This is a genomic window from Rhizobium sp. NFR07, from assembly GCF_900111905.1.
Lineage (GTDB): Bacteria > Pseudomonadota > Alphaproteobacteria > Rhizobiales > Rhizobiaceae > Neorhizobium.
The window spans coordinates 375,199-398,905 of the sequence record NZ_FOKM01000002.1; the positions used below are offsets into that span (position 1 = coordinate 375,199).

The window sequence follows — 23,707 nt, forward strand, 5'->3', positions numbered from 1 at the left end:
CAATGAAAATGGAGGCTTCCTGGCGCTTCGACACCCCCGGGCCTATGCCACCGGAAGCCGTGCGCGCGGTCGATGCACTGATCGACAAAGTCGTGGCGCAGGGCAACCGGTGGAGCATGCTCGAACATTTCAAAGGCCACTTCGGCGGCGTGGGCCGCAGCTCTTCCGAGAGCTGGGCGCAATCAGACCTGAGCGACAGCATGTGGCATGCCGCCGAGAATGCGCCGCTGTTCATAGAGTCGTTTTATGAGGCCTGCGAAGTGCTGCGCGGCGACGGCAGCATTGCGGTCCCCGATGTCGGCCGCATGAACCGCATCCTCAGGGACCACGGCGTCGGCTACGAAATCAGGCCGCCGGAGCTGATCGCGGTTGGCCTACATCAGCCGATCGCCGTACCCGAGCGCTACCAGTCGCTCGATGAGAAGGCGCAGGAGATCGTGCAGGCATCGCTCCTGCAATCCGAAAAACTGCTCGCCGAAGGGAACCCTCGCCAGGCCGTCCAGGAAATCCTGTGGCTGATGGAATCGGTGGTAACCGCCTTCAAGGGCCTGAGCACCGGCAGTGCCACGATCGAGGAAAAATACTTCAACAAGATCGCGCAGGAACTGCGGACCAAGAAAAAAGGACAGACGATCGAGCAGGTTCTCGCCTGGCTCACGACTCTGCATGGGTATCTTTCATCGCCGACCGGCGGCGGCGTCCGGCATGGCGTGGACTTGAAAAGCGGAATCACAGTCAACCCGGATGAGGGACGCCTCTACTGCAACCTGATCCGCAGTTACGTCACCTTCCTGATGACCGAGCATGACCGTATGAGCCGGGGCGTCCAGGAATAGCCACACCGCAGGCGAGGGAGCGCCGCTCCCTTGCCTCGCGGCAATCTCTGCCTGCTTCGTCTGTCAGACCTATTCATCCTGCGCGGTGTGGCCCAACCATGTTCGTTCTGATAAAGATCCGGAGTTCATCGCCAAGGACGTGCGGGATTGGATCGCCGCGGTAGGGGCAACGACCGCATTCATCGAGCCGGGCAGCCCATGGGAGAATGGCTATTGCGAGAACTTCAACGCGAAGATGCGCGATGAAATGCTAGATGGGGAGATCGCATAGAAGGGTCGTGCCCGTCGCTCTTCTCCAATGTCGCGTTGCCTCGGCAAGGCTATAGAAGAGTTCGAGATCGAGACTGTCTGTGTGGGGCGCCCACGACGACGGCGCGCCGCGCCGCTTAATGCCGCCGAGCGCGGCCGCTCGGTACTCGTCCGCCAGCGCGCGCACCGCGTGGTGGTCCGCATCTTCCCCGGCTAGTATGCCCCGTCCGGCGTCGCCATCGGGCCAAGGTGCGGGCGCCAAGGGTGCCCAACGTCCTAACGCCTGCGGATTCGTGTCGAACGGGCTCGGCAAGCGACCCGCGCATGCGCCGGATTCCGGGGGACGCGGTCTCCCGATGCCGGTCGCCGTCCCGGCTTGACCGCGTGGTGTTGACGAAGGGCTGGATTCCGGGCAGCGGACACCTGATTTACGGGGGGGGGGGCGAAGGATCGAGTCCTTAGCGTCGCTGCATGAGGTGGAAGGAGGAAGACGATGTCGACAACGGAGACGGGAAGAAGGTTCAGCCGCGGACAGAGCATCACCATGACGTTCGATGCCACGCCGGAGAACGTCGCGTGGCTGAAGGCCTGGTCGGACGCGGTCCCGACGCTCCACTTCCTCGACATCTGCGTGGCCAGCCTCCTCAAGCCCGGGTCCACGGCGGCCGTGCGGGATCCTAGAAAAGCGGCCCTGCTCGCTCGCCTTAGGGAACTCGACAGGCCCCATAATTCGTTCTCTTACCTCTTGGCGCTGGCTGAAAAGGTGACCGACACCCGTCACGGTCTTTCGGACGCCGAGTTGGGGGCGCAGATCCTAGGTGACGTTGCGGCCATGCGGGCGTTCTTCCAGCATGGGCGCGTCATTGAGGATGACGCGTTCCTCGCCGGTTTCGCCCGAGACCTACGGGGGATGCCGCAGGAACTCTCGCGGGACGCCTGCATGCGGTTCCTACGCAGCGCCAACGACCGCTTCAGGCTCGGCGATCCAGTGGCCAAAACGGACCGGCTACGCACGGCGGAACTGATCGTGCGAGAGGCGGACGCGTTACCACTCCCAAGGCAGCATCCCGTCGTGCTGGTGACGCTGGCCGCTCTCTACCGGAACCCGTCCGCCGCTAAGATCATGAAATTCAGGCCGGACCCAGCCCGCTTCCAACCCGAGAACGCGCTCGCCGACATCATGGTCATCTCGCGCCTCCTGCCCAGGAAGCTGGAACTCGAGCAGATGGCGCGCGAACAACGAGCGCCATTCGCCAGGTGCGCCTTCATCACCGACGACACCGGTTTGGCCGGCATTCTGGGGTGCTTCGAGGGCGAAGCCACATGGAGCGAGGATATCGGCGGCGACACGCACCGCACCCACACGACCTGACGGTCAGGTTCGCGGAGTTGTTTACCGAGTTGCCACCAGGCGGGGACGGCGGGCCGGGCGACGAGGCAGCCCGGCTGCGGGAGTTCCTGCAAAACTGAGACCCGCCGGCGGCGCGCCTCACTCGGGCAGCCGCCCGCCATGGGAGCTACCGCACGATCCCGCTGAATCCGGCAGTGCAGCGCTGCGCGCGCCCAATCGCGCTCTCGCCGGAGGCGCCTCACAGAACATCGCCAGCGGCAGCCTGTTGCGTCAATGCGGGAGCAGGCAGCGCAGGGCCAGGCGATGAGGATTGAACTCACGACCTCAGCCTTACCAAGGTCGTGGTCTGCACCACGACCTGATGAGCCTGACGTCGGCAAACAGCTGCTAAGTTGGAATTGCTTCTCGGCGATGGCACCGAATTTAGGCTGAACGAGGAGCCGCTTATGTAAGCTCGTGCCTAAAAGCGGTCGGGCGGTAATTGACCAGTGCCGTCACCAGGCTCGACATAGGCTCTCAAACACCCTTCAGCAGCTATCGGCAGCAATCGAGAACGCAGCCTACTTTTTCGCGCGCTACAGCCGCCGATCGGCGCCGTTCCTACTACTCCGTCACCCCCACTCAATCGTCCGCTCTATGGCCTAACCAGTTGAAAAACAAAGCGAAAAAATATTTTTGGGAGGTCCTATGCCGCCGCTCTCACCGTCAAAAAGCTATCCCTCTGAAATCATTGGGTTTTTTCGACTGATTGGCTCGAAAAAATTTCACTATCTATCGCCGGTGACGCTCGCCGCTTCAGTTCGCAGATCAGACAGCGAATGTCCTCGCAAGAGCTACCTCGTACCGGCTCGGGGTTCTATTTTCCATCCCACTCGGAAGATTCCATCGTGAGCCCAGCCAGACTTCGCCTTCGTCGGGGTGCGCGCAGCGCCGGTACACGCTAACGACCATCACTGGGCCTCGCCGACCTAGAGCCGGTCCATCAATAACATTCGGATTGCACACTAACACTATCGATGTTAGCGTTCGCCACCATGTTATCAAAAGATCTCTCACACTCCGACGGTCCCTTTCCTGATGCGCTAGAACGCTACCTGGGAGAGCTTCTTCATGAACGCGTTGATGTCCGCCCATTCGAAGCCACGCGCAGCTTGCCAGCATTTATCGGACGCATCTACGCGCTCTACGAGGCTCGCATTCTTGGACGCCAATGCATCATCGTTGCCAAGCTCGACGACACAGGCACTCCAGCCGACATCGCCAAGCATATCGACCTGGTCCGCAATGCCACCCATGCGACGGTGGCGTTTGCCACCATGACCATCAGTGCGCACAACCGGTCGCGCCTCATCGGTCAAGGTGTTCCTTTTATCGTTCCCGGCAACCAGCTCTATATACCGGATCTGGCGATCGATCTGCGCGAGCATTTCCGTGCACCGCGCAACCGACAGACAGACGGCCTGTCCCCTGCCGCCCAGACCGTCCTTTTCCATCACATCCTGCACCTCGACCGGAACATGACAACGCCATCCCTCCTGGCTGACCGCCTGCATTACTCGGCGATGTCGATCGGCCGAGCGTTCGACGATCTGGTTGCCACCGGCCTCGCCGAAACCGTCCGGCACGGAAAAGAGAGGCGCATCCATTTTAAGGCAGAAGGGCGGCAACTCCTGGAGGATGCAACGCCACATCTCCGGAGTCCGGTTCGAGCCCTAAAATTCGTGCGCGGAAGCGCCTTCGGCGCGCACCTGAAGCTGGCCGGGGAAACGGCGCTATCCCACCTCACGGAGCTGGCTAGCCCCCGTATCGACACTTTCGCCGTCGCCGCCAGCGACTGGAAAGCGATTTCGCAAGCGACGGATCTGGCCGAAACCGACCGCGACGAAGCCAACTGCATCATCGAGACATGGTCCTACGATCCGGCCGCCTTGTCCGACACAAATACCGTGGACGTCCTGTCCTTGTACGCACAATTCCGGGACCATCGCGACGAGCGTGTCGCCATGGCTGCGGATCGACTTTTGGAGAATCTTCCTTGGTAACTGGCATCGATAAATTTCAGAAATACTTCGCTGGCCATGAGGACCACTACGCCATCATCGGCGGCGCGGCATGCGACCTCCTGTTCGATGAAGCTGGTCTCGATTTCAGGGCCACCAAGGACATCGATATGGTGCTCTGCGTTGAGGTGGTAGATACCGTCTTCGGCACCGCTTTCAAAGCGTTTCTGGATGCAGGCGGCTATCAGGCACGCGAACGCAGCACCGGCGAAAAGGAATTCTACCGCTTCCACAAGCCGTCGGACCAGAGCTTCCCCTTCATGATCGAGCTGTTTTCCCGCAAGCCGGGCACCCTCGATCTTCCGGAAAATGCAGAACTCACCCCCATCCCGGTTGAGGAAGACATCGTCAGCCTGTCGGCCATTCTGCTCGACGAAGGATACTATGAAGCGTTGCAGTCTGCGAAGCGGAAGATTGAGGGCGTAACCGTCATCGACGAAACGCTACTCATCCCCTTTAAGGCGCGGGCGTTCCTCGATCTGTCCGCGCGCGCCGAGGCAGGGGAAAAGATCGACAGCAAAAATATCAAGAAGCACCGCAATGATGTGCTCCGCCTGACCCAGCTTCTTCCCGGTGATGCATCGATCACCTTGCCCGATCGAATTCGCGATGACATGCGCCGCTTCCTTGATCTGGCTGAGGCCGACGACACCCTCGACCCAAAAGCGCTCAACGTGCCGTTTACCCGCGACGAGGCGATTGCCCTTCTCAGGTCAGCCTACAAGCTGGCCGATGCATGAGCAGGACCTTCATCTATAGCTTTACTCCGCCGTCGCTGGACCCCGCCCCCGGCGCAACCATCGAGTTGGATGTCTCCGAAATCGAGGACGCCGGCATTCGCGAGGTGCTTCAAACTCCGGGCGCCGCTTACGGCGCATGGTCGATCCTCGATGGGCTGCTATCGCCGACCGGCATAGGCACGCCTTTCATCTTCAAGCAGCCGCTCGGGCAAGCTCGTGAAGTGAAGGTCGCGTTATCGGGCCTGTTCGGCAGATTCGTCGCCCGCGCCTATCTCGAACGCTACTTCGACCTCTCCATCTTTGCCCATCTCGGTAATCGTGTCGTCGATCTCGATCGACGCAAACGCGCCAAGATCGAGCGCCTCGCGCGAGGCGACCTACCCGACTGGATCGCGTGCAAATCCGATCTGACTTCGCTCACGATCGCAGAGGCCAAGGGCTGCCACGACCCAGGCGGAACAGCGAGGGCGCTTTCCCGCGCCTGGACACAGGCCGGACGGATCGACATCACGGTCAACGGTCGCAAGGCTACGGTGAAGCGGATCGCTATCGCCACGCGCTGGGGCGTGGCCAGTCCCAGCCCGGCCGACGCATATCTTTCCGTTCACGATCCGGTCGACATGGGCGAGGCCATCGACCCGCAAGACAAGGACGCCCCTTTCGTCGGCCTGCTTCGCCTGCATGTCGCCAGTATGATCGAACACCTCGGCCATGCCGAACTCGCCCGAGCGCTGCGTGATCTGACACGGCAGGCCCTCCCGCGTGCCTTGCAAAACACCTCGGCCCGAGCCCGCGCCACCTTGGACAATGCGGTGATTAGCGAAGTCGAGAAGGACGGCGATATCGGCGGCCTGGTTGGCGGGATCGTCACACGCGCGGGTCCGATCACCGATGCAAGCGCCAGCGCCGTCGATCAGGAGGCGTTGGCCCGGCTTAACCTTCGCCCGGTTTTCGTCGGCATCGATAGGGATCTGGTCCGTGCGGCAATCGACGGCGAAGCGGACACCATTCGCGGTCGTTTGGCCGCGAAGATCACTCCTGATGACTTTGCACGTCGGGACGGCGCAGGCGGCTGGATCATCCCGCTTGGCGCGGAAAAACGCACTGTCGGCGGCACCTGAGGGGGCAGCGCCAATATAAACAACAGATGGCGGTCCGCTTGAGACGGAGCCACGGGGGGAGCCGAACGATGGACCGACAGAATACAGACCTCTCAAACGAGGCTGCGGCGTTTGCCGACATACTAAAATGGTCAGTCGATCTGCCCGGCTGGCAGCGCGACGCCTTGCGTCGGCTATGCAGCCAGACCAAGCTTGAACCCGCCGATATTGCGGCGCTCGTTGCTGTCTGCAAGGGCGGCAATCCCGCAGCGCCGCTGGACGACAATCACATCCGCGATCCTGCCGCAAGCCATGCGGTTGTCAGCCTCGGCGCCTTGCATGGACTGTCGAATGTGAATGCGCTCGCGCCTGGCGAGCGGCTGTCCTTCGGCAAGACCGGTCTTACGGTGATCTATGGTGACAACGGGGCTGGCAAATCCGGATATGCGCGTGTCCTTAAGCAACTTTGCCGGGCCCGCTCACCGAAGGGCGACGCCATACTTCCGAATATTTATGCCGGTGCAGGTGGTGTACCGACCGCCAGCATCGACTTCTTCATCGGCGGTCAGAAGAGAAACGCGACGTGGAGCCAGGGCGGAACGGTCGATCCGATGCTGTCTGCCGTCAGCGTCTTCGACTCCCGGACCGCCAATGTCCATGTCGAGAACACCAACGATCTTGCCTATACGCCCCTTCCTCTACGCATTCTCGCCGGCCTCGCCCAAGCGTGCCAGGATGTGAAGGCCGAACTGTCAGCCGAAATCCAAAAGCTGCAACAGCAGACACCCGTCGTCCTCTCGAAACCCGAATGCAAGCCGGACACGCCGGTCGGCAAGATCATCGCCGGCTTGTCCGGAAAGACCAAACCCGACGCCATTGAAAAACTGGCAGGCCTGAACGCACAGGAAGAAGCTAGGCTTCAAACTCTCATTGCCGACCTCGCCAGCGATCCCGCCCGGACCGTCCGTCAGCTCCAGGCTCAGGAAACCCGTATCAATGCGGTGATCGAACAGATCAGCAAACTGACCGCCGCCGCCTCTGAGCAGAACCGGACCGCGCTACGCGCGGCTCATGGCCATCTTGCGACTGCGCGAGCGGCGGCATTGGCCGCGTCCGTCGATCTTTTCGCTGCGGAGCCTTTGCCCGACATTGGCTCGGACATCTGGAGAGTCCTGTGGGAAGCTGCCCGAACCTATTCACGCGAAGCGGCCTATCCCAATAAGCCCTTCCCCGAGACGGACCCCGATGCTCATTGCGTCCTGTGCCAGCAGCCGCTCAGCGAGGAAGCCGCCAACCGACTGAGCAGCTTTGAAGCTTTCGTTCAGGACGAAAGCAAACGTCGTGAAGAGGAAGCCGCCGCGTCTTATGACGAGCTGCTCGAGCAGCTATCCTCGCATAGCTTCCCCATGAAAGATCTGCCCTCGTTCGTCGCTCTGATCCGCGACGATATCGGCCACGACGAGTTGGCGAAGACCCTTCGCCGCCAGATTGTCCAACTTTGCTGGCGGCTACGGGCAGTGCTTCGAACCCACGCCGGCGAGACTTTGCCCACATTGCCGCCGGAGGTGATCCCCGCGCCGGAGGGATTACGTGATGTGCTGGCCGGGATCGCCACGCGGATCGAAGGCCTAGAATCGGAGGCAGGCTCTCCCCAACGCGCCGCCCTTCTTATCGAGCGTGACGGCCTCGCCGACCGGAAATGGCTCGGCGTCGTACAAGCCGACGTTCTTGCTCAGATTGAACGCAGTAAGGTCATCGAGGCCTTGGAAAAGGCCAGCAACGATACGACCACAAACAAGATCACGATGCAGAGTGCCCGGATCGCACAGGCTCTTGTCACCAATCGCCTGCGGGGCCGCTTCGCGATCGAAGTCGACAAGCTCGGCGTCGCCGGCCTCGCTATCGAGCTTCAACAGGCTAAGACCTCAGCGGGGGTGCCCTTTTTCCAGGTGCGTCTCATCAACAAACCGAGTGAACCCGTCGGCAAGGTTCTGAGTGAAGGCGAGCATCGTTGCGTGGCACTCGCCGCCTTCCTCGCCGAGCTGTCGACCATCGACGCGCAGTCGGCCATCGTTTTCGACGACCCGGTTTCCTCTCTTGACCACCTGCACCGCGATCGGGTCGCCACACGCCTGGCCGAAGCGGGCGCAACCCGCCAGGTGATCGTGTTTACCCACGACATGGCCTTTCTGCTGCTGCTCGACGAAGCCTGCCGTGCAACCAAGGATCGCGAGGCAACGCCGGTCGCGTACCGACTGATCAGCCGTGGCGCCGATAATTCCGGCTTCTGCCATCAGGACCCGCCAGCCAGCGTCATGCCGCTCGACAAGGTGATCGAAGGCATGAAGGCTCACCTCGCCAATGTGAAGATTCATCACGAGCGCGGCGACCAGGCGAAATGGCTGCGGGAGGTGACGTCCTTCCAGGACCAGCTTCGCACTTGCTGGGAGCGTGCGGTGGAAGAGGTAGTTGGACCTGTAATCCGTCGCTTGTCGCGCAAAGTCGATACGACTGGCCTGATCAAGCTTACCATCCTCACGGATACCGACTGCGTCACGATGCGTGAGGCCTTCGGCCGTTGCTCGGCGCTCCTGCATAGTCAGCCCGGCGAAATCAATCCCCGCTTGCCCTCATCATCAGTAATCGAAAGCGAGATCAGCGCGCTGGCGAACTGGATCGCCGACATTCGAGCCCGGCAGGAGAAGTCCCTATGATGTTACTCTGTCACGCCACGCCCTTCCGCTTTGAAGGTCACGCCTCATGGTGAAATGGTCCGAACTGAAGCGCGCGTCGGACACCATTCTCGCGGTGTGGCCCCACTATCGACCGCTATTCGAACGCTGGTTCATGCAGGAGCTGGTCGACAAGGACGAACTCGCACCTACTTGGCGTGAGCGTTACGTGCCCGGCGACAATGATGCTGTTTTCTCGGATCATTACCCTGATCGGGAGGCTGCGGTCACAGCCGCCGATGCGCTCAACGCAACCTTGAAGCAGGCGTTCTCGACTCGTGCGATGGACTCCGTCGCCAAGCGATCGCTGGAACTGAAAATCGACAAGGCCTTGCAAGCCAAGCGTCGCCTGCAGGACGAAGAGGCGCTGATGCTGGCGGAGGCCTTGCGCCGTCATGCTGGTGACCAACGACCGGATGCCGGGTCGATCAAAATGGCGCCCGAGGCCGAACGCTATCGACAGGACCTCGCCGAACAGCTGGCGATCATGCCCTATGTCAGAGTCGCCAAGGTCGGCCGGTCAAACAACCGCTGGACCCATTCCCTTCTTTACCTCGGCCTCGATGGCGTCTGGTCCAAACCCTATCATGTCGGAGAGAAGGCGGCCTTGACCGCCGAGCGTGCCAAGATCGCCAACGGATTCGACCTCAGCGCCAGCACGCACTGGGGGAAAGCCAAGGCCCGGATTCGCCAGATCCTTCTTCCCCGCGCCAATCAGTTGCTCCAGCTCGCCAGCGTCCAGCGATTGCTCGCTGAAGCCCTGGCGCGCGGCGAACGCGTGCTGGTTTCGAACGGCATCGTCTTCTGGTACGAGGATGGGGTCCTGGGTTGGCAGATCAAGGAAACGTCGGCGACACGCGAATCCGATGGTGCGACGATCTGGAAGGAAGGCACGATCCTGTCCACCAACCACGGCCGCCTAGTGGTGCTTCCCTACATTAAGGAGAACGGCGAACAAGTTCGCGGTCACACCAAGAACGGGCCGAACGATGGACGTGCCCTTCCGCGCCATCACGACCATTATGTGGAGATTCCCTTCTCGCTCTACGACGGTGATTTGATGATCGGTCTGTTCGGCGAGCTGCCTTACGAATGATTGGATAAGTATTTCGCCGACCAAAGAATATTTTCCTAAATAACAAAGTGTGGACCTAAGCATATCTGTGCCTTCAGCTCCCGCTACACGAAGTAGCGGAAAGAGGTTTCGGCGAGATCATCGTCGCCATACTCGTCCAGGATTCCGCCGACCCGGCGTGCGAAGGACAGAGACACCGGCCATTTACCTCGGATGTCCGCGGTATTCCAATTCATGCGGGTTAGATTAAGGACATCCTGCGCCGCGGCGACGGCGCTTTCAGCGCCGAGGCAGCGGACTTCGAACGGTTGGGGCACGTGCGGTCCCGGGTAGGTGCCGAGCTCGGGCATAAAGCCGGACGTGAAAAGAAACGATCGGTCCTCATTTACTGTGCAAACTGTTCCAACTTTCGGCGGATAGGCGCCGTACCGCAGTAACCGAAACATACTAGGTACCAAGGTGACCATCGATACAATGGGTATGTCTTTGAGCGCCGCAGCGAAACCTTCCTGCTCGGCGGGATCAAAATACGAGGTTTTGTGAAGAACGACTCGTAGGGGTGCTCCACCTGTGCGCAATTCATATTCGGCGAGAACGTTCTGCGCGAGCTCGAACGCTTGCTGCTCGGAGAGATGCACATTTCGACCCTGCTCGGGTTCTACGGGAACACCCTCTCCGCGGATCGCGAACCCTTCACCGTCGCTCGAAAAAGCTTGAGCCAAGCTCGAACGAACAATAGCGCGTTGCGTCGTCCGAAAATGATGGAAACTAATACCGACGAAGCAAGTGTCTGGCCCCGTCGGAGGCAGACGCCAGGGCACGCCACCAGCCTTGTAGTAAAGACCGACGGCAAAGTTCCAGGCACGGGTGGCCGGGTCTTGGTTTTTCGCCGTGTCGCTGAGCAGGGCGTCCGTCACCAGCTGGATAGGCAATCGGTTCCGTAGCGCGCGCGCTTTGAGCGCCAGCCTAAGATCACGCTTGAGGAAGTCCTCGGGCGTCTGTTCGACCTCATCAAGTGTGTCGAACAAGTCGAGCTGATTGCTAGGGCGAGCGCGCCGAATCTCCCTGGCGCGCTTGCGCTCTGTTTCGGTCGCCTTGCGCTCGACCGAGCTAACCTTGCTGAAAACATCGTCGGGGATGCACATCAGGACGATGTCCGGGCGGTTTAGGTCGCGTGACGCCAGACGCAGATGCGCGTCAGAGTAAAGATCGACCACTCGCTGAAAGGCCTGATAGGCGTCGCCCCGCAAAGCATGAGCAAGCTCATCATGGTTTTCTGAGTTAAGCGCAATTGAGGACGCGTCTGGAGCGATCAGCTTCTTATGAAAAGCCTCATCGAAGCCAGGAAACGGCTTCTTGAGCAAGCTCGGTTCACCTAGGACTGGAACCTCCCCGCTGCAGCGCTCCAGCCAGCGCCGTGCCGCCGCCACCTGCTCCGCAGGTCCGATGATCCCGACATGGACATGGTCCTTTCGGGCTGATCCGAAGCGTAGGTCGAAGGGGCCCGCCGAGAGAAGACCAACTTTGGGATCGGTGTGCGTGCTCGCGCCGCCGAACTGAAGCCGCGGCGGAGACAGTTCAATGATTGCGAGCTCAATCGACATCGCGCTGCTCACCTTCCCCGCGGTGATTGCCTTCCGGGCTTAATCCTTCTTCGCCCTCGTCGGGTTCGAGCGCGAGTGCCTCCAGCTCGGCGTCAAGCCTTTGGAGATCCTCATCGATCTCCGTGTCGCGCTGCGCCAACTCATCGAATGCCGACACGTTGAACGAGATTGTCGGTGTGCGATGAGACAGGAGCACTGGTGGCGCGAACCTAGCGAGATCGTTGTCGGCGCGATGCTCGAGGGCAAAAAGGCCCTCGGCTTCACCCGATAGGATCGCGAGCCAGAATGATACATCCTGGAGAACACTAGGATTAAAATCGCGCGCCGCGCGCCTAGTTGAGAGTGCATTGGTCCGCTCCCGGCTAATCGGGTTGCGCACACCGTCTCGGGTGAAAGCGTATCCGGGCGTGAGAACGACCGCCCAGTCGATGCCGAAGCGCAAGACCGAGAAGCTAACCGCCTTATGCTCGTAGTAGACGACGTCGTCAGACTCTCGCTTGGTACGAGCTTTGACCACAGTCCGGGTCGCCTTACGTAGGCGCCCCTGATAACTGACCTTCAGCTCGGGCTCATCACCCCTCGCAAAATAGGCCCTTCGTCGATCGTACTCGATTTGCAGCCCCTTTGTCTTCAGATGCTCGAAGAGCAACTCATGAAGCAGCTTCAGGGTCACGGCCTCCCCTCCGGGCATCCCAATTAGCTCGTTGAAGTCCAATACCTCGATCTCGCCGATGTCGAAGGGCGTGACCATAGAGTCGGAGAGCTCCTCTAAGTCATAGAGGGAATAGAAGCGGCCGTCGCTCACATGGCCCGGCGGAACTGCAAGCCCCTCCGCTGCGCGATAGAAGCTACGGTTGGAACTGGCGTTGGTGGCGGCGTGCCAAACCTTTGTCGGCATGGTCTCGATCGGAATCAGGTTGGACGAAAAGCGAACCGTCTCCTCAGCGATTGGCAGCGCGGTATTGGTGATCTCATCGACGGCTTCCGGCCTCGCCTCAAGGGTTACCGTGAATTGGGTGTTGTCGGCCGAAGGCCCGAAGTTCACCGCTCCGTTGTTATTCACGGTCGCAAGGACCATGTCGGAGAGGCCTGACCCCCGACGGTCCATTTGGCCGCCGCCGTAGAAGAGGTCAGATATGGCGGGGTTTCTATAGCCCTTGATGGGGCTGGTCCGCTCCGCGATCGCGTCCTGAAAGGATTGCCCCGCGACCTGGACCGCGATCTCGTCAACGAGGCCTCCGGGACTGATGACGGTGATCGACTTCGGTTCGACGACGACCTGGACCGCCTCGTCTCTATCATAATCGCGATGCACGATCGCGTTGACGAGCATCTCTTTAATCGCGATGGCGTTGTAGGCATTCACTGTGCGCGACACCTCGGCCTTGAGTCGGAACTGGAAGTTCACCAGCGCCAGAAGGTCGATCAGATCATCGAGTTGGCTCCAAAGGTTGCCGGTGACGGTCCTCTGAACACTGAACTCGCCATCTCGAGCCGTCGGATCAAGCTCGACGTCCTCGCCGAAGCGGCCCCGCAGCCAGTGGCCAGGGCCCGTTGCGCGGAACTCTACCCGAGCTTGAGGAAATTCCCGCGAAGGGTTGCGCGAAAATAGTAGCCAACCCGCGAGCGTCGGAACAAGTTGCCCTCCAACCGGCCGAACTAAGTCTAGCCGGTCGGTCATCTCCTCTACCCAAGCAGCGTCGACGTCCCCTGGCCTCCAGAGATCAGTTCGCTCCGCATATTGCCGCAAGCGCGCCTGTAGTAACGGCCGCTCGAACCCGGACAAGTCGAGGCCGTCCAGCGGGCGCATATCTGCAGGCATACCGCCCACGCTGTGCCCGGAAGGCCGACGTGTCGGCCGCGCCCCGGCCGCGATCATACTGGTTAACAGATCCTTCTCGAAAAGGTCATCGAAACCCCGGATCGGCACAAGCTGAAAGTTGGAGCCAATCGCGTCTGCCAACTGCTCGACCCAAGGTGAGGGAGAGCTGTCCAGTTCATTCTCGAGGACGCACCAGTAGACTCCATGGAGGAAACCTCCAGCCTCGGCCTGTGCCAGGAACAAATCTCGCATTACCGACGGCTCGGCGCCGCGATAGCCGACAGTGATAACCGGATGATCGCGAAGTAGTGGTCGCAAACGCTCGACGAGGAGCGGATCAAGCGATTGGACCTCATCGGTCAAATTCTTATCTGTGTAGTGCTTCACGGACCCATGGAGAAAGACGAGCTGCGGGTCGTGCGGCGCAGAATTGAACATTACGTAGTCAGCTGGCGTGCTGATGCTGACCAGTCTGTGCGGCCGGTTCTGCTGGATCGCCGCCCGTTCAAGGCATTGATCGAAATTAGTGGTCAAAACGGTCGAGATCCAACCCTGATGCAGGATCTGCGTAAGAGCGACGTAGCCGCGCGAGGGCGGCACCTCAGGTGGGCTAATGAGCTTTTCGAAGAACTCACGGCGATCGCTTTTCACGCCCAAAAGATTATCGATAGCATCGGGATAGAGATCGGCAGGCGACAGGTCCGGCCTGTACCAAGGTTGGGCAGTGAGCCACGGCCAATAATCGGATCGGCGAATAGTAAAGTCGTCCGGATGACGTCCGTTCTCTTTGCACCACGCCCAGCGCGCCACTTTCTCGACCGTTTTGCCTGCGGCAGGAACGCCTGAGGTGATCGATGCGCCGGCTCCCAATAAGAGTACTGGCTCTGAACTATCCATCAAGAGCGATCGCAACCGGCCAGGTGAGGAGGACCGCATCGCGGATGTCCTAGGCCTTGCTCCGGACTCGAGCCCTCCAGCTTTCGTCATTCACCCCCCTAGGCGTCACCACCTTCATCTCAATCGCTGGAAACCCGAGTCAGATCGATTCCGCGTCATCCTATATATCAGAACGAAACGTGAATATGAATGGGCTTCAAGCTGGTATGCCGCTAATAGAGCTGCCGAGATCGTCAGCCATCACCGGATCGCTGACCCTTTATCCCAAACATCATATGCAGGTTGCTCTTCTTTCACACTTATTCTCATCACGCTGCTACATGACCCACAATATCCATTAGCTTCTCGTAGCTGGTGACCACCTCATACTTGACCCGATCCTCCGAAACGTGCCCCCCTATCTCGTCGAAGAACTTCCGGGCGCAAGCGATCTTCGTTTTCTCGATCTCCCGGAGCTTCATCGAGGACATGGTGCCCTTGGTCTCGGCGACAAAGTAGATGTGCTTGACGCTTCCCTCCTTGAAGGAAATCGCCCAATCGGGGTTGTAGTCGCCAACGGGTGTCGGGATCAGGAAGCCGCGCGGCAGCTTGGCGTAGACCACCACCTCGCTGGCGGTATCGAGCCCGTCGACGAACTTGCGCTCGATGTCGGAGTCGGTCACCACATAATCGTAGACGTGCCGCTTGAGCTTGGCCGAAGCCTTGGAAAAGTCTTGGCCGGTCTGGTTCGCGGTGAAGATGTCGACGTCGTAATGCTCGGCGAGCCCGTCATAGGCTAGGCGCTCAATCACCATCGTGGCCTTCTGCTCGGCGAGGATCCGCGACGCCTCGGCGATGAAGTGCTCCGGGTTCTCTTTGAACTGCCCAAACACGCTGCCCTGGATGCCAGTCAGGATCTCGGCTGCAGTCTTGCGTGTGAGTTCCGTATTCTCGGCAATCTTCCCGAGGAGGTCGTATTTCACGAGCGAATGGACCGATCCGCCGCGCTCGGTCGTAGACGCTGTCAGGGCAAAACCATCACCTGCGTTCAAGTGCTCGTCAGTCAGCCCATCGCTCTGAATCCCTGTCTGAACGGTGTACTGGAGCGGCGTTACGCGAAGCTGACTATCGAGGGCGCTTACGCATTTGCGGACCAATTCCTCGGAGTCGAACTCGACGCGATAGACGGCTTTCTGGTTGATGCGCCGCCAGAGCTCCTGGAACTCCTTCTTCTCGAAATTCTCGTTGAGCGGATTGGTCTTCGGCTTACGGCCATCCTCGACCTTAGGCATCTGCGCATCGCTGAAGACGCTGTCGATGATCTGGAAGATCTGGTCGGCGTGCGCCTTCAGCTCATCCGGCAAAGCCGCCAGGGCTCCAGTTTCCTTCGCCTGATGGTAGGTGCCGGTGATCTGGTCCGCGTCATCGGAATAGTCGTTCTTCACGAGGTAGCGGTAGATCTGCTTCGCCATGGCCGGCGTGATCTCGACCGGCCCGGCATCCGTCGTGATGGTCTTACCCGTGAAGTATGCTTCCGTCGCCTTGCGCGGACGCGACGTCAGCGTGTCGGCGATCTCCTTCTGGAGACCGGCCACGAAGTTCTTGTAGCTCTCACTGGCGACGACGGTGAGGACGTTTATGTCATGCACGACTGCGGGGTTATCCATCCGGTCGCCGTGTTGGTCCACCGACAAGCGTAGTCCGCGGCCCACTTCCTGACGCCGCGAAACGGTGTTGTCACTGTGCTTGAGCATGCACATGACGAAGACGTTGGGATTATCCCAACCTTCGCGTAGCGCGGAATGCGAGAAGATGAACCGCGTGGGTTCCGCGAAGGACAGCAGCCGTTCCTTGTCCTTCAGGATCAGGTCGTAGGCGTCAACATCGTCCGAATCGACCGACCGCGCACCCACGGCGGGGTCCTTCAGCCGGCTCGTCTTCTTGTCGATCGAGAAATAGCCGTTGTGCGTCTTGGCCGCATCGATACCCGCCAGGTGCCTCCGGTAGGCGTCATTATCAATAGCAAGCTCCGCCAGATACTCCGCCTTGAGAAGCTCATACTCCTCCTCGAACACGCGGGCATACTCGCCCTTCTCATCAGGCTGGGCGTAGTCGCGGTACTTCACCACCTCGTCGATGAAAAACAGCGACAAGACCTTGATGCCTTGAGCGAAGAGCTGCTTCTCCTTGTCGAGATGCGCCTTAATCGTCTCGCGGATCTGGATGCGGCGGATGTCGCGCTCGGACACGTCACCGGTTGCCTCCCCGGCCCGGAGCACCAGGCCGTTGGTGAACTCGACCGTATCGTGGCGCGCGTCGATCTGGGAGATCGTGAATCCATCCCGATACTGATCCAACTCGCCGGACTCGGCGAACAGGTCGTCACGGAACTCCAGCCGCTTGAGCTGGCGCTTGATCTCACCGCTCGCGAGTTTCACCTCGATCTCGAGCCGCGCCACCGGCGCCTTCTTCGAGATTTCAATGCCCTCGAGGTAGAGATAAGCGTTCGTGCCGGCGAGCCCGCGCGTCTGGATGCCCCGTACCGCGATCTTCTTCACCAGCTTCTGGTTATAGGCATCGAGCGCATCGAGCCGGTGAACACGGGTGTGCTGCGTCTTGTGGGTCGCCGAGTAGCGCAGGATCATGAGCGGTTTGAACTTGGGCAGAGCCTCCATCGTGGCCGCGCCTTCCATCTTCTGCGGCTCATCGAGGATCAGGATCGGCCGATTGCTGGCGATCACGTCGATGGGCTTACGCGACTGGAAGTCGTCGAGCTCCTCATAGATGCGACGGTTGTCGGCGCCGCGTGCCGCGAACGCCTGGATGTTGATAACCATCACGTTGATGCCAGCATCCGACGAGAAGCTTTCGAGCTCGTGCAGCCGCTTTGAATTGTAGATGAAGAAGCGCGCTTTCTTGCCGTAGCTCTCGGTAAAATGGTCGGTGGTGATCTGCAGCGATTTATAGACGCCTTCCCGGATGGCGATCGAAGGCACCATGATGATGAACTTCGACCATCCGTAGCGCTTGTTCATCTCGAAGATCGTCTTGATATAGCAATAGGTCTTACCGGTCCCCGTCTCCATCTCGATATCGAGGTTGATCCTGCACCCGGCGCTGGCGACCAGCTTGTCCGAGATTGGCAGGTTCTGACGGCGCTGGACGTCCTTGATATTGGCAAGCACCTGAGGCTCGGCCAGCACTAGATCGGCGTTCTTGAACCCTTCCTCGAAGGCGCTCGTCTGCGCCTTTCGACCCGGGTCGATCCGATAGGTGATGCCGTTCGACATCGGCTGCCCGGCGAAGCAGTCCACGACTGCATTCACGGCCTCGGTCTGATAGGGCTGGACCTTGAATTTCAGTTTCATGGCAGCCCCCTCAAATCGACTTGACGTCGGTGCCGGGCGATACCTGGCGGAAGACCTGCTCGACGTTGATCTTCACGGCGTCGGACACGAAGCCATTGTCGCGGAACACGACCCTCAGCGGCTCGCGGCCAGCAAGCTCCTTCACCAGTTCCTCTGTCACGCCGGTCTCGAAGCACGCGGCCAGTGCGTTTCCATCCACGAAGAAGACAGTCTTGCCCTGCACCGTTTCGCGTTGGATTGGCAGTGTCAGGTCCACGCCCCAATCGACAAGCACCTGGAACAGCAAGTCCTCGGCGCTACGGCCAGGCTTGATATTGTCGACGGAGGCGAGCAGGTCCTTCTGATCGATCTGATCCGGGCGATAGTACACGTCCTGCATATTGGAGGTGTCGACCTTTAGCACGCGGAAGCCGACGTCGCGGTTCCAGTCAGGGTGGCAGTCGCCATCGAGCAAATTGTTCCCCGCACGACGAATACGCTCTTTGGCTATGTCGGCGATCGTCGAATATCCAAGTTGCGCGGCCTCAGATCCGTCTTTGGTGGGCTCTGCAATTTGCACCATTATAAAAGAGCGATTGGATCCGTCCTCGCTACACTGCTTCAACGCGGCGTGCGCTGTGGACGCCGAGCCTGCGAAGAAGTCTAGAATAATGTCCTCATCTGACGTCGCCTGCTCTATGAATGATGCTATGAATTGAACAGGTTTCGGAAAATCAAATATTTTCGCACCAAAGAGATCTGTAACCTCCCTGGTCCCATTGTAGTTAAACCCTGTGATGTCACTATCTAGCCACGAGGAAAAGCCGGTTACCTGGCTTTTGAGATTATCAAGAAATTTCTTCTCCCTCGGGCGGCCGGCAGGGCTTTTAGGCCAGAGAATCCTATTTTCCGCTATAAGCTGGGCGATTGTCTCCCGACTCTTAGCCCACCCCCTGGCAGGGCTCGGGGGATAAGAGATGCCTGTCTCCGGGTTGACAATGTCAAAATGCAGGTTTGGCCTTTGAGACGCGGTGGCCAAACCGGTCAGGTTCTCGCTTGTCCATGGGCCTCTTGGATCGTTGTCCGGGGTTTTATATTTCCCCTTGTCTATGCCTCTACCGTTTAGTTGTGAGGCGGAAGACTTCCCAAAGGCCACCACGTATTCGTGATCAACTGACAACCTTGAATAGTTACGATTGTCGGAGGTTTGCCTGCGCCTCCACACGAAAGACCCCAAAAAGTTATCTCGGCCAAAAATCTCAGTTGCCGCCGCAATGAGGTTATGAACTTCATTGTCATCAATGCTTATTAGAATTACCCCGTCTTCTTTCAGAAGATTACGGGCGACCCGGAGACGGGGGAACATGAATGAGAGCCAATCAGAATGAAATCTTCCATTGGCGCTCGCATTAGCAACTAACTTATTACCAACGTCATCTTCCTGCATTGAATCAAGAAGGTATTCTCTCGATCCCTGCGAAAAACTGTCCTCGTAAACGAAATCATTACCCGTATTATAGGGTGGATCGATATAGATAAGCTTTATTGCCCCTAGATACCCTAACTGGAGGAGTTTGAGCGCGTCGAGATTGTCCCCTTCCACGAACAGGTTCTTCGTTTTTCCAAAATCGAGGCTCTCGCCTTCCACTGGGCGAAGCGTTTTGGCTACAGGGGCATTCGAAACTATCAAAGCCTCTCGTTTACCTGGCCACTCCAGTCGATAACGCTCCTGCGAACCTTCGACGAGGCGATCACTCAATTCCTGACGAAGCTGGTCAAAGTCCACCGCCAGACGTAGCTGCCCCGTCACCTCGTCGCGCGCCTCAGTCACACAGCCGGGAAACAGGTCGCGGATCTTCGCGATGTTGTCCTGGCTCAGGTCAGGGCTGTGCATCTTCATCTTGTCCATCGTCATTCCCTTACTCACTCACCGCGGCGTTGGTGGGCTCTCCGCCGGAGAGGAGCTCCAATTCCTGCCGTGCAGCGCGCAGTTCGGCGTTGATCGCCACCCGCTTGTTGAACTGTTTCTCGCGGGCCAGGCGGGCCTTGATCCGGTCCACCTCCCGCGTCTTGGCCCGGATCGCCTCCATCCGCGCCACGCGCGTCTGGATGTCCTCGCCGGTGTGCTCCGCTTTGGCAGCGGCCCTTGGCATCAACGCCGTGAGGAGGGCGTCGTAGAGACCGCCAAGATTGAGCGCGACCGGCAACGGCTTGCGCGGCGCATCGTCAGGCGCCCAATCGGTCGCGAAATATGCGCTGACAACCCGCTTGGTGGCGTCGGCGTCGCTCGGCCGCTTGAAGGTGGCCACTGCCTTCCGCTTCCCCGACCAACTGAGCTCGAAGATCAGCGGGAACGGAATGGCGCGGTCGATCGCACGCAGCACCTCTTCGTCAAGCTTGCCGTTGCGCAGACTGATTCCGAACACCTGGATCTCACTGACGGCCTTTGTCGCCGCGAGGTTCATGGTTTCCGGTGCGAGCTTGTATTTCCAGACGATCTGATCGACCTGGGTCACGAACAGGTCCCTTAGCGCCGCGCCGGCGCCCGCGTGCTCATAGATCCGGCTTTTCGGAACAACACGGCCGAAGGCGGCGGCTTTGGGATAGTCGAAGAAGGCTGCCGTCATGCCGCCGCCTCCTCGATCACGAGGAAGGCGATCAGTTCGAAGTCGTCGAGGCCGGCGATGATGTGAACCAGCGCCGTGGTCCGCCCACCGCTGAACAGGCTGTCGATGTCCTTTTCTTCCTTCACCTCGATCATTGAGCGGATCGCGGCGCTCAGGAGCGCGGAGCATTGCTCCATCTTGCGACCGTCCTGCGTCCGTTCATTGAACAGCTGGCAGACCGCCCGGATCGGCTCCGGCTGGCCCTTGCAGCTCGTGCGGATGAGATCGAGCAAGCGCTTCACCTCGGTATGGTCGATGATGACGCCACCGTCGTGACCGACATAGACGAGGTAATAGGGGTGCAGCCGATTCTGCTGGTTGATGTTCACGCTGTCGTGGATGTTTTTCAGCGCGAAGATCACACCCGGCTTCAGACCAAGCGCCGGCTGCGCCGGCACCACAGCATGCATGCCGTTGGGCAGATGCTCGAGGTCGCCGTGCTCCTTGATATGGTTCAAGAGATCCATGCGGAAATCGTTGAGGCCGAGGTCCGTGATTGAGATCCCGGTCCGCACGTCCTCCAGCTCGATCACCTCTTCCTGGAGCCGCTTGAGCTGCTCCTTCCGGTAAGCGATGTCACTGCTCTTGGCGGTCAGCACATTGTCGTCGCCGGTCGCCGTGACGTCGGCGATCATCATGCGGTTTTCGACACGCTCCTTGAGATTGATGTACTCGTCGAGAGATATTTCCGGCCAATAGTTGACGAGCTGGATTTGCGCATTGGGCGACCCGATGCGGTCGATGCGCCCGAACCGCTGGATGATCCGCACCGGGTTCCAGTGGATGTCGTAGTTGATCAGACAGTCGCAATCCTGAAGGTTCTGGCCCTCGGAGATGCAGTCCGTCCCGATGAGGATGTCGATCTCGCCCGTTTCGTGCGGCAGGACCAGATGTTTCTCCTTCGCGCGCGGCGAGAATAACGTGAGGAGGGACTGGAAGTCATAGCTCTTCTTCAGCGTGCTCTTCGGCGCATCGGAGCCAGTGACCATGCCGCAGTGCAGGTCGTCCGACTCGAGAAATGCCGATGCCAGATTCGCATAAAGGTACTTCGCCGTGTCCGCGAAGGCGGTGAAGATGAGAACCTTGCGGTTACCCGGATTGAGCGGTTCGGCAACCTTGCGGGTGACGACATCCTTCAGATGCTGCAGTTTGGCATCATCCTCCGGTCCCACCTTGTCCATCGAAGCGATCAAATCACCAATGAGCGTGAGATCCGCGGCGAGGTCGTGCTTCCACGACGGAATGTCCATATCCGACAGGCTGATCTGAATTTTCCTGCCGACCGTGAACTCATCGAGTCCGCTCAGGTCGTCATCGTCCGGGTCGAAACCGGGATCGCCGAGATGGTCGCTAACGCTTTGGGCGGCGCCCGTGCTCTCATAGGTGTCGATCGCCTGGAGCGTCTGCGCGATGTTGCCGTGCAGCGCCCGTAGGGTGAGGCGGAATGCTTCGACAGAGCTCTCCAACCGCTTGAGCAAATTGGTGGTCATCAGAGCCTGAAGGCTCCGCTCACGGTCGGCCTGGCGCAGCTTGCCGCGACCGCCTTCCACCTTGGTGTCGTAGATTTCTTCGTACTTACGAAGCCGGCTCGGCAGGATGTAGCTGATCGGGGCGTAGACCGCGAGCTTAAGCACCGACAGGCTGCTGAAGATGTCATTGAGGCCCAGCACGTCCGATCGATGGGTGATCGGGCACTGATACGACAGCGGCTTTCGGCGCTGGGGAAATTTCCCAATATCCTTGGTGTCGTAGAAGGTCTCGATATGCTTGCGGGACCGGGCAATTGTCACGGCATCGAGCATCTCGAAAAAATCGAAGTCTAGGGCCTTCAGGATCGCGGCTGCAGTTCGCTCCTCTGGAGGCAGATCGGACCAAGCGTTGAACGCCTTCTGCGCGCGCCGGAATATCTCCTCGATTCCAGTGTTGGTTTTCAGCTTGCGACTGAGGTTTTCAGAGTCACCCTCGTAAGCCAGCGCGAGCTGATTGCGCAGATCGTTGAACCGGTTGTTCACCGGCGTCGCCGATAGCATCAGAACTTTGGTCTTCACGCCAGCACGGATGACCTTGTTCATCAGCTTCTGGTAGCGGGTCTCTCTATCCTTGAAGACATCGTTGTTCCGGAAATTGTGCGACTCATCGATGACGACAAGATCGTAGTTGCCCCAGTTCACTCGGTTCAACGGGATGCCGAATGACTCGCCCGATGTACGCGAAAGGTCCGTATGGCTGAGGACATCGTAATTGAAGCGGTCCTTGGCAAAAATGTTGGTGGTCAGATTGGTATTGTAGTTTCGCCAATTGTCCGCAAGCTTCTTCGGGCACAGAACCAGCACCGACCGATTGCGCAGCTCGTAGTATTTGATCACCGCCAGAGCGGTGAAGGTTTTACCAAGGCCGACGCTATCCGCCAGAATGCATCCATTGTGCATTTCAAGCTTATTGATAATGCCGGTCGCGGCGTCCCTCTGGTAATTGAAAAGCTTGTTCCAGACGAGGCTGTCTTTGTAACCGGTGAGATCGTTCGGCAGCGCATCCTGATCAACTTCTTCGAGGAAGTCCTGGAAGAGGTTATAGAGAATATGAAAATAGATCCGCTCCGGGGAGTTCTCCTGGTAGACGGACTCGATGTGATCGCAAATGGCGGCCGTGACGTCGCTGAGCTTTTCCTCATCGTTCCAGATCTGGTTGAATAACTGCAGGTAGACCTGCGTATGCGCGCCATCGTCGATACGCGTGACGAGGTTCGATACCGCGTCGCCCTTCTGATAGCCAAGATCGACAGCTGTGAAGCCGCTGATCGGCATGTAGGCGACGTCACTCGTTTCCGCGGCCGCATGGATGAATTGCTGCATCGGCGCCTTGGTCGTGTTCGACCGAAAGCGAGCCTTCTTGCGTATCCAGTCAGCGCATTCGCGCGCGACTGCACGCTGGGTCAGCTGATTGCGAAGCTGTATCTCGAACTCGGTTCCGTACAGGCCTCGCTCGCGTGTCGCTTTGGGAATGAAGAACTCTCGCCGTTCCTTGCGGAGGCGGTCCGTCATTTCCATCGGGACAAAGGTCGGCGCCGTGAAAATGAACTCAAGGCTTTCGACCTTTGACAATTCGCTCTTGAGCGCCTCGAAAGCATAGATCGAGAAGCATGATGCCGCGATCTTGAGCCGGGCGCCACGTCCCAGCGTCGCCTTCAGGTCATCTCCGAGAAGAAGTGAGGTGTTATCGATTATCTTCACCGGTTCTCCCTCACACCAA

General features: G+C 59.3%; 13 protein-coding genes and 1 pseudogene. 8 read left to right on the plus strand and 6 right to left on the minus strand.

What is annotated here, in order from left to right:
- Positions 1 to 2: 2 nt before the first annotated feature.
- From BM216_RS05420 to BM216_RS05455, 8 genes and pseudogenes are all read left to right on the plus strand, one after another.
- Entirely contained in the window at positions 3 to 836 is an 834-nt protein-coding gene (locus BM216_RS05420) for a hypothetical protein (protein ID WP_092996146.1), read from the plus strand.
- Positions 837 to 896: 60 nt separating this feature from the next.
- A pseudogene (locus BM216_RS05425) lies at positions 897 to 1,101 on the plus strand (integrase core domain-containing protein); the annotation flags it as partial.
- A gap of 477 nt (positions 1,102 to 1,578) precedes the next feature.
- Positions 1,579 to 2,457 (plus strand): hypothetical protein, encoded by an 879-nt coding sequence (locus tag BM216_RS05430; protein WP_092996149.1) that lies wholly within the window; start codon positions 1,579 to 1,581, stop codon positions 2,455 to 2,457.
- A gap of 995 nt (positions 2,458 to 3,452) precedes the next feature.
- Entirely contained in the window at positions 3,453 to 4,478 is a 1,026-nt protein-coding gene (locus tag BM216_RS05435) for a MarR family transcriptional regulator (RefSeq protein WP_143102730.1), read from the plus strand.
- A complete protein-coding gene (locus BM216_RS05440; protein WP_092996155.1) occupies positions 4,472 to 5,236 on the plus strand; it encodes a hypothetical protein in 765 nt (254 codons plus the stop codon). The genes BM216_RS05435 and BM216_RS05440 overlap by 7 nt, the downstream gene beginning before the upstream one ends.
- Positions 5,233 to 6,357: a hypothetical protein gene (locus BM216_RS05445; protein WP_092996157.1), complete on the plus strand. Its 1,125-nt coding sequence runs from the start codon at positions 5,233 to 5,235 to the stop codon at positions 6,355 to 6,357. Before BM216_RS05440 ends, BM216_RS05445 begins: the two co-directional genes overlap by 4 nt.
- A 68-nt stretch (positions 6,358 to 6,425) precedes the next feature.
- On the plus strand, positions 6,426 to 9,050 hold the full coding sequence (locus BM216_RS05450; protein WP_092996160.1) for an AAA family ATPase: 2,625 nt from the start codon (positions 6,426 to 6,428) through the stop codon (positions 9,048 to 9,050).
- Between the two features lie 133 nt (positions 9,051 to 9,183).
- Positions 9,184 to 10,164 carry a hypothetical protein gene (locus tag BM216_RS05455; RefSeq protein ID WP_244530085.1) on the plus strand — a complete coding sequence of 327 codons (981 nt, stop codon included), beginning with the start codon at positions 9,184 to 9,186 and terminating at the stop codon, positions 10,162 to 10,164.
- An 83-nt stretch (positions 10,165 to 10,247) separates the two neighbouring features.
- On the opposite strand, the gene BM216_RS05460 is transcribed toward BM216_RS05455, so the two are convergent.
- The 6 genes from BM216_RS05460 to BM216_RS05485 form a co-directional block, all read right to left on the minus strand.
- The gene (locus BM216_RS05460; protein ID WP_092996166.1) at positions 10,248 to 11,747 is read right to left on the minus strand and encodes an argonaute/piwi family protein; all 1,500 of its coding nucleotides are present in this window, start codon (positions 11,745 to 11,747) and stop codon (positions 10,248 to 10,250) included.
- Positions 11,737 to 14,466, minus strand: coding sequence for an SIR2 family protein (locus BM216_RS05465; RefSeq protein WP_210217022.1), 2,730 nt, complete (start codon positions 14,464 to 14,466; stop codon positions 11,737 to 11,739). The genes BM216_RS05460 and BM216_RS05465 overlap by 11 nt, the downstream gene beginning before the upstream one ends.
- A gap of 308 nt (positions 14,467 to 14,774) precedes the next feature.
- On the minus strand, positions 14,775 to 17,813 hold the full coding sequence (locus tag BM216_RS05470; RefSeq protein ID WP_092996172.1) for a type III restriction-modification system endonuclease: 3,039 nt from the start codon (positions 17,811 to 17,813) through the stop codon (positions 14,775 to 14,777).
- A 10-nt stretch (positions 17,814 to 17,823) separates the two neighbouring features.
- Entirely contained in the window at positions 17,824 to 19,701 is a 1,878-nt protein-coding gene (locus BM216_RS05475) for a site-specific DNA-methyltransferase (protein ID WP_092996965.1), read from the minus strand.
- A gap of 10 nt (positions 19,702 to 19,711) precedes the next feature.
- A complete protein-coding gene (locus tag BM216_RS05480) occupies positions 19,712 to 20,419 on the minus strand; it encodes a DUF4391 domain-containing protein (RefSeq protein WP_092996175.1) in 708 nt (235 codons plus the stop codon).
- Positions 20,416 to 23,688, minus strand: coding sequence for a helicase-related protein (locus BM216_RS05485; RefSeq protein WP_092996178.1), 3,273 nt, complete (start codon positions 23,686 to 23,688; stop codon positions 20,416 to 20,418). The genes BM216_RS05480 and BM216_RS05485 overlap by 4 nt, the downstream gene beginning before the upstream one ends.
- Between the last annotated feature and the right edge of the window lie 19 nt (positions 23,689 to 23,707).